10 protein-coding genes are annotated in these 12,418 nt (G+C 71.8%); 3 read left to right on the plus strand and 7 right to left on the minus strand.

The features are described 5' to 3' along the window. The 5 genes from ACFXAZ_RS11635 to dacB all read right to left on the minus strand — a co-directional run. A partial coding sequence (locus ACFXAZ_RS11635; protein ID WP_384588376.1) for an ATP-dependent metallopeptidase FtsH/Yme1/Tma family protein occupies window positions 1-1,108 on the minus strand: 1,108 nt, incomplete at its 3' end. A 257-nt stretch (window positions 1,109-1,365) separates the two neighbouring features. Beyond that, on the minus strand, window positions 1,366-1,926 hold the full coding sequence (gene hpt, locus ACFXAZ_RS11640) for a hypoxanthine phosphoribosyltransferase (RefSeq protein ID WP_362766289.1): 561 nt from the start codon (window positions 1,924-1,926) through the stop codon (window positions 1,366-1,368). 65 nt (window positions 1,927-1,991) lie between these two features. After that, window positions 1,992-3,182, minus strand: coding sequence for a tRNA lysidine(34) synthetase TilS (gene tilS / locus ACFXAZ_RS11645; protein WP_384588041.1), 1,191 nt, complete (start codon window positions 3,180-3,182; stop codon window positions 1,992-1,994). Window positions 3,183-3,393: 211 nt separating this feature from the next. Beyond that, a complete protein-coding gene (locus ACFXAZ_RS11650) occupies window positions 3,394-4,527 on the minus strand; it encodes a zinc-dependent metalloprotease (protein WP_384588044.1) in 1,134 nt (377 codons plus the stop codon). Window positions 4,528-5,559: 1,032 nt separating this feature from the next. After that, window positions 5,560-7,179: a D-alanyl-D-alanine carboxypeptidase/D-alanyl-D-alanine-endopeptidase gene (dacB, locus tag ACFXAZ_RS11655; protein ID WP_384588047.1), complete on the minus strand. Its 1,620-nt coding sequence runs from the start codon at window positions 7,177-7,179 to the stop codon at window positions 5,560-5,562. Window positions 7,180-7,258: 79 nt separating this feature from the next. On the opposite strand from dacB, the gene ACFXAZ_RS11660 reads away from it, so the two are divergent. Both ACFXAZ_RS11660 and ACFXAZ_RS11665 read left to right on the plus strand, forming a co-directional pair. Then, window positions 7,259-7,750: an inorganic diphosphatase gene (locus tag ACFXAZ_RS11660; protein ID WP_382681032.1), complete on the plus strand. Its 492-nt coding sequence runs from the start codon at window positions 7,259-7,261 to the stop codon at window positions 7,748-7,750. A 119-nt stretch (window positions 7,751-7,869) separates the two neighbouring features. Next, window positions 7,870-9,546 (plus strand): threonine/serine exporter ThrE family protein, encoded by a 1,677-nt coding sequence (locus ACFXAZ_RS11665; protein WP_384588051.1) that lies wholly within the window; start codon window positions 7,870-7,872, stop codon window positions 9,544-9,546. A gap of 154 nt (window positions 9,547-9,700) precedes the next feature. Here ACFXAZ_RS11665 and ACFXAZ_RS11670 read toward each other — a convergent pair whose 3' ends face one another. After that, window positions 9,701-10,699, minus strand: coding sequence for a DedA family protein (locus ACFXAZ_RS11670; protein WP_384588054.1), 999 nt, complete (start codon window positions 10,697-10,699; stop codon window positions 9,701-9,703). A 138-nt stretch (window positions 10,700-10,837) separates the two neighbouring features. On the opposite strand from ACFXAZ_RS11670, the gene ACFXAZ_RS11675 reads away from it, so the two are divergent. Then, window positions 10,838-11,203, plus strand: coding sequence for a YbjQ family protein (locus ACFXAZ_RS11675; RefSeq protein WP_384588379.1), 366 nt, complete (start codon window positions 10,838-10,840; stop codon window positions 11,201-11,203). Window positions 11,204-11,405: 202 nt separating this feature from the next. Here ACFXAZ_RS11675 and ACFXAZ_RS11680 read toward each other — a convergent pair whose 3' ends face one another. Next, complete coding sequence (locus ACFXAZ_RS11680; RefSeq protein WP_384588057.1) at window positions 11,406-12,170, minus strand: MerR family transcriptional regulator; 765 nt, start codon at window positions 12,168-12,170, stop codon at window positions 11,406-11,408. Window positions 12,171-12,418 lie beyond the last annotated feature (248 nt).

Raw genomic sequence — 12,418 nt, forward strand, 5'->3', positions numbered from 1 at the left:
GGTCTGCGGATCTCCTCGCCGGGCGGCGGGGGCGGCCGGGCCGGGGCGCCGCGCCGCCCCCGGCCCCCCCCACCCCACCGGCACAGTGGGGGGGGCCGGGGCGGGGGGGGCCCACACGGCCGGGGCGCAGCAGCGCCGGGTCGAGGATGTCGGGCCGGTTGGTGGCGGCGATCAGGATCACACCGCCCTTGACGTCGAAGCCGTCCATCTCGACCAGCAGCTGGTTGAGGGTCTGCTCGCGCTCGTCGTGACCACCGCCGAGGCCGGCGCCGCGATGGCGGCCGACCGCGTCGATCTCGTCGACGAAGACGATCGCCGGGGCGTTCGCCTTGGCCTGCTCGAAGAGGTCACGGACCCGGGAGGCGCCGACGCCGACGAACATCTCGACGAAGTCGGAACCGGAGATCGAGTAGAACGGAACGCCCGCCTCACCGGCGACGGCCCGCGCGAGCAGCGTCTTGCCGGTACCGGGCGGGCCGTACAGCAGCACGCCCTTGGGGATCTTGGCGCCCACGGCCTGGAACTTGGCCGGCTCCTGGAGGAACTCCTTGATCTCGTGGAGCTCCTCGACCGCCTCGTCCGAACCGGCGACGTCCGCGAAGGTCGTCTTCGGCGTGTCCTTGGTGATCAGCTTCGCCTTCGACTTCCCGAAGTTCATCACCCGGGAGCCGCCGCCCTGCATCTGATTCATCAGGAACAGGAAGACGACCACGATGAGAACGAAGGGGAGCAAGGACAGCAGGATGCCGACGAACGGGTTCTGCTTGGACGGCGAGACCGTATAGCCGTCGGGGATCTGGTTGTCCTGGTACTTGGTCTGGAGCGTATTGGCGAGGGTGGTGCCCTGATCGCCGATGTAGCTGGCCTGGATCTTGGAGCTGCCCTCGATCTTCTGGCCGTCCTTGAGGGTGGCCTTGATGGTCTGCTCGTCGCCGGTGGTCAGGCTGACCGCACTGACCCGGTTCTCGTTGATCGCCTGGACGACCTGGCCGGTGTCCACCGTCTTGTAGCCGCCGGACGAGCCGACGACCTGCATCAACACGACCACGGCAAGGACGGCCAGCACGATCCACATGACCGGCCCACGGAAGTATCGCTTCACGTCCATCCACACGGAGCGGTGCCGCCCCGTCCCTCCTGCCATAGTGAGTTTGATAAGACAGTTCTTCTGACGGTACCCCAGCATTGTGGCCCGAAGGCGCACGGGACTGCCGGTAATCCCGTCTACGCATGCTCCAACGGCGCGGAACCCGCTGGGGTTCCCGATTTCCTCGTACCCCTTGGTCCGTACGGTCTCGTACGTTCCTCGTACCCCTTGGTCCGTACGGATCAGCGGCGCCCGCCGCCCGTACGGCCCGGGGGGTGTCAGCCGCCGTAGACGTGGGGCGCGAGCGTACCGACGAACGGGAGGTTGCGGTACTTCTCGGCGAAGTCGAGGCCGTAACCGACGACGAATTCGTTCGGAATGTCGAAGCCCACCCATTCGACGTCGATGGCGACCTTCGCCGCGTCGGGCTTGCGCAGCAGCGTGCACACCTTGAGCGACTCGGGCTCGCGCGAGCCGAGGTTGGACAGCAGCCAGGACAGGGTCAGGCCGGAGTCGATGATGTCCTCGACGATCAGGACGTGCCGGCCCTTGATGTCGGTGTCGAGGTCCTTGAGGATCCGCACGACACCGGAGGACTGGGTGCCCGCGCCGTAGGACGACACCGCCATCCAGTCCATGGTGACGGGGGTGGACAGCGCACGGGCGAGGTCTGCCATGACCATCACCGCGCCCTTGAGGACACCGACGAGGAGCAGGTCCTTGCCCGCGTACTCGGCGTCGATCTTGGCGGCCAGCTCGGTCAGCTTGGCGTCGATCTCTTCCTTGGTGATGAGTACCTGTTGGAGGTCGGCACCCATGTCTTTCGCGTCCACCCGCATCACTTTCGGTCGTCCAAGCGGCTGACCGTGCCCCCTCTCCGGAGGGGGTCCGGAGCGGTGTCGGTTCAGCCTTGCCGAATGACCAGTCTGCCACCCTGCCGCTGGGCGGCGACCTTGCCGGGGAGGTTGATGGCCCCCTGACCGCGCCAGCCGGTGATCAGGCGGTCCATTTCCTCGATGTGACGCGCGAACAGCGAGCCCGCCGGGGCACCCGCCTCGATGGCCGCGCGCCGCAGCACCCGGCGGCGGACGGCGGGCGGCAGGGCGTAGAGCTTGGCGCACTCCAGGAGCCCCGCGGAGTCCCGTACGGCGCTCTCGGCCTGGCGGGCCCAGGTGTCCAGGGCGTCCGCGTCGTCCCGGGACAGCTGGGCCGTGCGGGCGAGCGCCTCCACCACGCCCTTGCCGAGCGCCTTCTCCAGGGCGGGCAGGCCCTCGTGGCGCAGGCGGGAGCGGGTGTAGGCGGGGTCCGCGTTGTGCGGGTCGTCCCAGACCGGCAGGGACTGGACCATGCACGCCTTGCGGACGGTCTGCCGGTCGAGCTGGAGGAAGGGGCGCCGGTAGCGGCCGTCGGCCCCCGAGACCGCGGCCATACCGGACAGCGAGCGGATGCCGGAGCCACGGGCGAGCCCCAGCAGGACGGTCTCGGCCTGGTCGTCGCGGGTGTGCCCGAGCAGGACCGCGGCGGCGCCCCGGCGGGCGGCGGCGTCGTCGAGAGCGGCGTAGCGGGCGTCGCGGGCGGCGGCCTCCGGGCCCACCCGCCGTCCGCCGCCGCCCGCGTAGGCGGCGCCGTGCGCCGGGGTGCTGGATTCGCTGCCGATGGTGACGGCGGTGGCCTCGACCGGGTCCAGGCCGAGTCCGCGCAGCCGCTGGACGACGTCCTCGGCGCGCGCGGCGGAGCCGGGCTGGAGTCCGTGGTCGACGGTGATGCCGCCGGCCCGGATGCCGAGGCGGGGGGCTTCGAAGGCGAGGGCGGAGGCGAGCGCCATGGAGTCGGCGCCGCCGGAACAGGCGACGAGCACGAGCGGGGTCGGCGGGCGCTCGTGCGCGGCGGCGCGGGCCGCGCCGGGGGGAGCGGCGTAGGCGGCGCCGGGGGGAGCGGCGTGGGCGGCGCCGGGGGGAGCGGCGTAGGCGGCGCCGGAGGACCGGGCGGCGAGTGTGCCGGTGAGGTCGGGGACGCGGCTGTGTTCGGTGAGGATGTCGTGGAGGACGCGGCGGACCGCCAGGCGTATCGCCGCGACCGCAGGATGGGGACCCATGTCCGGTTCCCTTCATGAAGTTTTCGGGGGGTGAGCCCGAGTTCGGTCACTCAGAGTGTGTAGATGGTGACAGAACCGAGCGGTTCCCCGAGCATTGCACGCCTGCCAGGGCCTCACGGTCCCTCGGACGGGTGATTGGAGGGGCGTTCGACTGCCGTCGGCCGGATCCGGTGCACCACGTCACGAGGGATTCACCTCGCGCACCCTCGTTTCACGACTCCGCCTTGCGGTGCACCCGCGCGATCCAGTCCGCCGGTTTGGCGATCTCCGCCTTGGTGGGCAGGGTGTTGGGGGAGGTCCACACCCGGTTGAAGCCGTCCATGCCGGTCTCCTCGACGACCGCGCGGACGAACCGCTCGCCGTCCCGGTACTGCCGCAGCTTGGCGTCCAGGCCGAGCAGCTTGCGCAGCGCCAGGTCCAGGCGGGAGGCGCCCTTGGCGCGCCGCTGCTGGAACTTCTCGCGGATCTCCCCGACGGTCGGTACGACCTGCGGTCCCACCCCGTCCATGACGAAGTCGGCGTGGCCCTCCAGCAGCGACATCACCGCCGTCAGCCGTCCGAGGATCTCCCGCTGGCCCGGGGTCTGCACGATCTCCACGAGCGAGCGCCCGCCGTCGTCCTCCTCGCCCTCCGGACGGCCGCCGGCCAGCGACTGCGCGGCCTCCCGGATCCGCTCCAGCACGGTCATCGGATCGACCTCGGTCTCGCCGAGGAACGACTGGATTTCGCCCTGAAGGTGATCACGCAGCCAGGGCACGGCCGAGAACTGGGTGCGGTGGGTCTCCTCGTGCAGGCACACCCACAGCCGGAAGTCGTGCGGCTGTACGTCGAGTTCGCGCTCGACGTGGACGATGTTCGGGGCGACGAGCAGGAGGCGCCCGCCGCCGTTCGTACCCGCCGGGAGTTCGCGGGTGGCGGGGGCGAAGGTCTCGTACTGGCCGAGGACCCGGGACGACAGGAAGGACAGCAGCATGCCCAGCTCGACGCCGGTGACCTTGCCGCCGACCGCGCCGAGCACGGCACCGCCGGGGGTGCTGCCGCGACGTTCCTGCATCTTGTCGAGGAGGGGTTTGAGGATCTCGCGGAACCCGGCGACGTTCGCCCGCACCCAGCCGGGGCGGTCGACCACCAGGACCGGGGTGTCATGGGTCTCCTCGGTCCCCATCCGGGTGAAGCCCCGGACGTGTTCCTCGGACGCTCTGGCATGGCGGCGAAGCTCCGCGACGACAGCCCGGGCCTCGTCACGGCTCACCTCCGGACCCGGCCGCACCAGCCGGGTCGCGGTCGCCACCGCGAGATTCCAGTCGACCATCCCAGAAGAAGCAGCACCACCGATGCTCGTCATGCGCTCAACGGTACGTGAGCGCTGCCGCTGGGGGCAGGCGTGAGGGCAGCCGGGCCCGGAGCCCACGTCGTCCCGCGCCCCGGCGACCGCCTTCCCCCAGCCGCCCCGGGACCCGTCTCCCGCCGTCGGCGTCCCACGCCGGGGAGGGGTCTCCGACCGTTCGCTCCTGCGGGACACCCACCGCGGCGGCGCCCTGCGGCGCGACAGTCGCCCGGCGACCGGGCGACACCCGCTCGGCGGGCGGCCGGACGCGGCGTAGGGGCTGCGGCCCACCGCGCAAGAGAAAACAACGCGCCAGCACGGCGGGTGCGACGCGAAGCGTGGCGGGTGCGGCACGCGGGACGGTGGGTGGGCGGGCGAAGCGTGGCAAGTGGTCCCGCGAAGCGTGGCGGGTGCGGCACGAAGCATGGCGGGTGCGGCACACGGGACGGTGGGTGGGCGGGCGAAGCGTGGCAAGTGGTCCCGCGAAGCGTGGCGGGTGCGGCACGAAGCATGGCGGGTGCGGCACACGGGACGGTGGGTGGGCGGGCGGTCGGGCGGTCGGGCGGTCGGGCGGTCGGGCGGTCGGGCGGTCGGGCGGTCGGGCGGAGCGTGGCAGGTGGTGGCGGGCGGTACGGCGGGTGCCGCGCGGCAGATGACCGGCAGCGGCGACATGCCTCAGGGGGCGGCGCGCCGAGTCCCAGGCGGCGGTGCGGAGCGCAACGGGGGCGGGCGGTACGGCGGAAGATCCGCAGCGGTCGTCGCGTCCCCGGCCACCGCCCTGCACGGCAGCGGCTCCCGGCGCCGACGGTACCGGCGTCCGTGAGCAGCGCGGCCGGGCCCTTCTGACGGACCTCCGTGGGAGAAGGGGCGGCGGCGGTCGGTGCGGGCCGGGTGGCGCGACGCCGTGGGGATACGGCGGATGGACCTGGGGTCGTTGGTCTTGGATCCGGGGTCGTTGGTATTGGGTCTGGGGTCGTTCGTTGGATCTGGTCGGATCTGGGTCGGGGCTGGGGCCCGCCCGTGAGTGTGGCGTGATCCGAGCGGGCGGACTCAGCGGCAGGCGCAGGTCGCCAGGGCGGTCGCCGTTCTGTCGAGGGCCGTCTGGGCGGCGGTCGGGTCGGTGGTGTCGGTGGCCAGGAAAGCGAAGGCCAGGAGGCGGCCACGGGCGTCGACGGCGGTGCCGGCCAGGGTGTTGACGCCGGTCAGGGTGCCGGTCTTGGCGCGTACGACGCCCGCGGCCCCGTCGATGGCACCATCGGCGCCGCTGTCCGTGTAGCGGGTGCTGAGCGTGCCGGTGAAGCCGGCCACCGGCAGGCCCGTGAGGGTGGCGCGGAGGTCGGGGTGGGCGGGGTCGGCGGCCTTGACGAGCAGGGCGGTGAGCAGGTCGGCGGTGAGCCGGTCGGCGCGGTCGAGGCCGCTGCCGTCCTTGAGGACGGCGCCGGTCACCGGCAGTCCCAGTTTCCGGAGCTGGGCCTTCATGGCCGTACCGGCGCCCTTGAAGTCGGCGCGTTCGCCCGAGGCGAGGGCGGTGTGCCGGGCGAGGGCCTCGGCGATGTCGTTGTCGCTGTTGGTGAGCATGCGTTCGACCAGTGTCGACAGGGGCGGGGAGGAGACCGTGGCCAGGGTGTCCGCCCGGGACGTGGCCTTGGAGGGGCCGGGCGCGGTCGTCGTGATGCCCTGCTGCTTGAGGAACGCGGCGAAGGACCGGGTCGCCTCCGCCGCCGGGTCGGTGTGGCGGGGGGCCGGGCCGCTGGTCGAGTCGTCGGTGCGGGCCTCGTCCGCCATCAGGGGGGTGACCTTGGCGAGGTTGTCGTTGACGCCGATCGGGTGGAGCCCGTTCCCGGCGTACAGAGTGGTGTCGTACGACAGGGTGACCTCGGTGACCTTGCGCTTCTTCAGTTCCGCGGCGGTCTGCTCGGCGAGGGTGCGCAGGCTGGCCCAGCCCTCGGCGTCCTCGCGGGCGGTCAGCGTGGGGTCGCCGCCGCCGACGAGGACGAGTTCGCCGGTGTCGGGCTCGAAGGCGGCCCGGGTGGCGAGGCGGTGGTCGGCGCCGAGGGCGGACAGCGCGGCCACGGCGGTGGCGATCTTCGTGGTGGACGCCGGGGTGAGCGCCGCGCCGGAACCGAGCCCGTACAGCGGCTTGCCGGTGGCGACCTCGACGACCGAGGCGCCGCGGCGATCCCCCAGCCCGGCGTCCGCGAGGAGCGGGTCGAGAATCTCGTCGAGGGTCTTGCCGCCGTTCGGGGCGGACTTCACCCCTCCGGCCGTGCCCGCGGCGGGGCCGAGACCGGTCAGGACGGACCCGGCGCTGGGCGCGGGACGCGGCGTTCCGGCGGACGTATCGGAATTACGACCGTGATCTGTGCCACCCGCAGCCGGCCCGGCGGCGGCCCGTTCCCGCTCCGCCGTACGCTGTCCGGTGGCGTCCCAGGGCCCGGCGGCGGTCACCACACCGGCGGCCAGCACGAGCCCGACGGCCGCCGCACCCGCCGTGTACTGCCAGGTCTTCACCGTGGTCACCAGCTTGGCCTGCGGTTTCACGGCCCGCGCCCAGCGCGCGACCCGCGGCTTCGCGGCCAACGCCGCCCGTGTGAGCCGAGGCCGTACGGCATCCGCAAGCCGCTTCACCTGCGGTCTCGCCCGCCAGCGACTCTGTTCGGGCACGACCACCAGCCCCTTTCGCGATCACACACCTGCGTGAGGGACACTTAATCACCAGAAACGCGTGCTGATCATGGAGGAGCCACCGGTGGAGTTCGACGTCACGATCGAGATCCCGAAGGGTTCGCGCAACAAGTACGAGGTGGACCACGAGACCGGTCGTATCCGCTTGGACCGCCGACTCTTCACCTCGACCAGCTACCCGGCCGACTACGGCTTTGTCGAGAACACCCTCGGCGAGGACGGCGATCCGCTGGACGCGCTGGTCATCCTGGAGGAGCCGACCTTCCCCGGCTGCCTCATCAAGTGCCGTGCGATCGGCATGTTCCGGATGACGGACGAGGCCGGCGGCGACGACAAGCTGCTGTGCGTCCCCGCGTCCGACCCGCGGGTGGAGCACCTGCGCGACATCCACCACGTGTCGGAGTTCGACCGCCTGGAGATCCAGCACTTCTTCGAGGTCTACAAGGACCTGGAGCCCGGCAAGTCCGTCGAGGGCGCCAACTGGGTGGGCCGGACCGAGGCCGAGGTCGAGATCGAGCGGTCCTACAAGCGCTTCAAGGAGACGGGCGGCCACTGAACCCCGCCTTCCGCGACCGGGTCGTACGTGCCGCATCGAGCGCACGTACGGCCCTTTCGCGTGTCTGTGCGCATACTGTGGCCATCGGGACCGCAGTCGTACAGGGAGCGCTGCTTTAGGTGACGGGCGCGGAGGACCACCAGCCGCATTCGGACGAGGCGCGGGGCGTGCTCGATCCGGAGGTGACGAGCGAGTTCGCGATTCCGGCGGGTCTGGACGTGTCCAGGGCGGGCGGTGAGCCGGAGACCACCTCCGAGTTCGCCGTGCCGAACGGCCTGGACGTGCCGCCCACCGCCCGGGCCTCTGCGGGCGAGCAGGAGGGGTCGGCGTTCACGGCGCCGAGCGTCTACAGCGCCGGACAGGCGCCGCCCGTGTTCACCCCGCCGGGCCGGCTGCCGGCGATCAGTCTGACCAAGGACGCGCCCTGGCAGGACCGGATGCGCACGATACTGCGCATGCCGGTGGCCGAGCGGCCCGCGCCGGAGGCCGTGCACAAACCGGACGAGACCGGTCCCGCCGTACCGCGCGTGCTCGATCTGACCCTGCGCATCGGCGAACTGCTGCTGGCGGGCGGCGAGGGCGCGGAGGACGTGGAGGCGGCGATGTTCGCCGTCTGCCGCTCCTACGGCCTGGACCGCTGCGAGCCGACGGTCACCTTCACCCTGCTGTCCATCTCTCACCAGCCGTCCCTCGTGGACGACCCGGTGACGGCGTCGCGGACCGTGCGGCGCCGCGCGACCGACTACACCCGGCTGGCGGCCGTGTTCCGGCTGGTGGACGACCTCAGCGACCCCGCGAGCCATCTCTCCCTGGAGGAGGCGTACCGGCGGCTCGCCGAGATCCGCCGCAACCGGCACCCGTACCCGACCTGGGTGCTGACGCTGGCCAGTGGGCTGCTCGCCGGGGCGGCGTCGCTGCTGGTCGGCGGTGACGTCCTGGTCTTCTTCGCGGCGGCGGTCGGCGCGATGCTGGGCGACCGGCTGGCGTGGTGGTGCGCCGGGCGCGGGCTGCCGGAGTTCTATCAGTTCGTGGTCGCCGCGATGCCGCCCGCCGCGATGGGGGTCGCGCTGACCGTGGCGCACATCGACGTCCGGGCATCCGCCGTGATCACCGGTGGGCTGTTCGCGCTGCTGCCGGGGCGGGCGCTGGTCGCGGGCGTGCAGGACGGGCTGACCGGTTTCTACATCACCGCCGCGGCCCGGCTGCTGGAGGTCATGTACCTGTTCGTCGGGATCGTCGTCGGTGTGCTGGTGGTGCTGTACTTCGGTGTCCAGCTGGGCGCCTCGCTGAACCCGGACGCGGCCCTGCTGTTCGCCGAACGGCCGGGATTGCAGATCGGCGCATCGATGCTGCTGTCCCTGACCTTCGCGGTCCTGCTCCAGCAGGAACGATCCACCGTGCTCGCCGTGACCCTGAACGGCGGCGTCGCCTGGTCCGTGTACGGCGCCATGCACTACGCCGGTGGTCTGTCACCGGTCGCCTCCACCGCCGTCGCGGCGGGGCTGGTGGGGCTGTTCGGGCAGTTGCTGTCCCGGTACCGGTACGCGTCGGCGCTGCCGTACACCACCGCCGCGATCGGGCCCCTGCTGCCGGGTTCCGCCACGTACTTCGGTGTGCTGTCGATCGCTCAGAACGAGGTCAACGCCGGGCTCAGCTCGCTGACGAAGGCGGCGGCGCTCGCGATGGCCATCGCCATCGGGGTGAATCTGGGGGCGGAGATCTCCCGGCTGGCACTGCGCGTACCGGGCGGCTCCGCCGGGGGGCGGCGGGCGGCGAAGCGGACGCGAGGGTTTTGAGGGGGCGCCCGCGCCCACCGGGCGAGGGTTTTGCGGGGGCGCGCTCCACCGGGGCGGGGGGACGCCCCACCGGGGCGGGGGGATCTGCCGGGCGGCGACCGCGGGTTCGTCGTGGTCGCTCGCGCAGTTCCCCGCGCCCCTTGGCGGCGTCGGGTCAGCCCTGGTTGTAGGGGTACTGGCCGGACTGCTGCGGGTAGTTCTGGGGGTACGGCTGCTGCTGCGGCTGCTGCTGTGGGTGCTGAGGGTGCTGGGGGGCGTACGGCTGCTGCGGCTGGCCGTAGTACTGGTCGTGCTGCTGCTGGTCGTAGCCCTGGGGGTACTGCTGCTGCGGGGGCTGCTGCTGGGGGTAGCCCTGGTTGCCCTGCGGGGCCTGGGGGTGGGCCTGGGGCTGGGGCTGGGGGTCCGTCGGGGGGATGCGGCGGAGCTGGGTCGTGGCGTCGTCCATCGCCGGGGGCTGCTGCTGGGCGTAGGGGTACGGCTGCTGCGGGGCCGCCTGCTGCTGGTGGTGCGGGGCGGTGGGCTGCGGGTTGTTCTTCTTCTGCTTCCGGGCGCGCAGCACCTCGAAGATGATCGGCAGGACCGAGATCAGGACGATCAGGATCAGGATCGCCTCGATGTTCGCCTTGACGAAGGCGATGTTGCCGAGCCAGGAGCCGAGGAAGGTGACCCCGGCGCCCCAGAGGACACCGCCGACCACGTTGAAGATCAGGAACGTGCGGTACCGCATCCCGCTGACGCCCGCGATGATCGGCGTGAACGTCCGCACGATCGGCACGAAGCGGGCCAGGACCAGGGACTTCGGGCCGTGCTTCTCGAAGAACTCGTGCGCCTTCGTCACATTCTCCTGCTTGAACAAGCGGGAGTCCGGTCGGGTGAACAGCGCCGGGCCGACCTTCTTACCGAACATATAACCCACCTGGTCGCCGACGATGGCGGCGACGACGATGAGCGCGATCGCGCCCCACAGCGGGAAGTCCAGCTGACCCGAGGTGATCAGCAGACCCGCGGTGAAGAGCAGGGAGTCACCCGGCAGGAAGAACCCGATGAGCAGGCCCGATTCGGCGAAGACGATCAGGAGCAGGCCCCAGATGCCGAAGTTGTCGAGCAGGGTGTTCGGATCGAGCCAGCTCGGTCCGAGGGCAAGCGTCGTCACGGTTCCTGGCTCCTGAGGGGTGATGAGAACTACGGCGTCCGTACGGGCGGACAAAGCTATCAACGCTGTGTGTCCGCCCCAGGTTCCACCCGTGTCTCCAGGATGCACTGTGCGCCTATGGGGACCAAGCTGTGGGCCATGGGCATGGAGGAGTACGGCGGCGGGCAGGAGCCCGAGCCCGAGGTACTGGTCGTGACGACGAACGACGTACCCGGCTACCGCGTGGACAAGGTGATCGGTGAGGTCTTCGGCCTGACCGTGCGCTCCCGGCATCTCGGCAGCCAGCTCGGCGCCGGACTGAAGTCGCTGGTCGGCGGCGAGCTGCGCGGGCTGACCAAGACGCTCGTGCAGACCCGTAACCAGGCCATGGAGCGACTCGTGGAACAGGCCCGCGCACGCGGCGCCAACGGGGTGCTGATGTTCCGCTTCGACGTCAGCGAAGCCGCCGACGTCGGCACGGAGGTGTGCGCCTACGGCACCGCGGTCGTCCTCGTCCCGGAGTGACCGCCTCCTGACGTGACGAGGAACACGACCGCGGTGCGTGGGTGGGTGCGGTGGTGGGGCGTCGGACGCCACGGCCGTGCGGCGGCAGATGCGCCGTTGTGCGGCGGCAGAGGCCACGGCTGTGCGGCGGACGCCGCCGGTGTGCCGTGTACGTGCCCGTCGTGCGTGCCTGTCGTACGTGCCCGTCGTGCGTCCCGGCGGATCAGGTGGCGGCGTGCCGGGCCGCGTTGGCGTTGATCGCGTCCCGCAGATAGGCCGCGAGGCCCGTGCGGATCTTGTCGTAGTTCGCCGTGAAGCGGGCGTCGGCCACATACATCTCGCCCAGGCCGGTGTGCATCTCGTACGGGCACGCGTAGTGCGAGCGTGAGATGTACTGCCGGTGCTCCTCGGCGACATCCATGGCCGCCGGGGAGTCGGCGGGCGTGCCCGCCGTCATCAGGTCGGCCATCCGCCGGTGGATCGCGTCGAACTCCTCGCCGAGCCGCTTCCAGTCCTCCTTGGTGTAGGAGGCGGAACGGCGCTGCGACTCGCGGTAGGCGTCGGTGTCACCCCAGCGCTGCCGCACCTCCTCCTCGTACTGGTCCGGGTCGTGGTCCCCGAACACCTCGAACTTCTCCTCGGGCGTGAGATTGATTCCCATCTTGCGTGCCTCCATGGCGTGCTCCACGGCCGCCGCCATCTCCTTCAGCTTCTCGATCCGGGCGGTCAGCAACTCGTGCTGGCGGCGCAGATGCGCGCGCGGGTCCGCCTCCGGGTCGTCGAGCAGGGCGGCGACCTCGTCGAGCGGGAAGCCCAGCTCCCGGTAGAACAGGATCTGCTGCAACCGGTCGAGGTCGGCGTCACCGTAACGCCGGTGCCCCGCGTGGCTGCGCTCGCTCGGGGCGAGCAGGCCGATGTCGTCGTAGTGGTGCAGCGTGCGCACGGTGACCCCGGCGAATCCGGCGACCTGTCCCACGGAGTAGCTCACTTCCGCGCTCCTTCCTCGGTACGCCCACCACGCTCCCCCCTCACGCCACGTGAGGTGCAAGTCCGATTCTCCGGGGAGGAGGGGTGATCCGCCGGGGAGGGGGAGGGGGAGGGGGCTCCGGCGGGGAGGGGGAGCGGGGCTTCGGCGGGGGTGGGGCCGGGGCACGCTGTGGGGTGGGGCCGGGTCGGCTGTGGGGTGGGGCCGGTCCGCGAGGGGTGGGGCCGGGCCCGGCTGTGGGCCGGTTACGG

It is taken from the genome of Streptomyces sp. NPDC059477, from assembly GCF_042749375.1.
Classification (GTDB): domain Bacteria; phylum Actinomycetota; class Actinomycetes; order Streptomycetales; family Streptomycetaceae; genus Streptomyces.

Excerpts from the sequence above, each read along its gene's own strand:
- tilS (WP_384588041.1), bottom strand. The coding sequence starts at position 3,182 with ATGGGTCCCCATCCTGCGGTCGCGGCGATACGCCTGGCGGTCCGCCGC.
- hpt (WP_362766289.1), bottom strand. The coding sequence starts at position 1,926 with ATGCGGGTGGACGCGAAAGACATGGGTGCCGACCTCCAACAGGTACTC.
- ACFXAZ_RS11675 (WP_384588379.1), top strand. The coding sequence starts at position 10,838 with ATGGGCATGGAGGAGTACGGCGGCGGGCAGGAGCCCGAGCCCGAGGTA.
- ACFXAZ_RS11650 (WP_384588044.1), bottom strand. The coding sequence starts at position 4,527 with ATGACGAGCATCGGTGGTGCTGCTTCTTCTGGGATGGTCGACTGGAAT.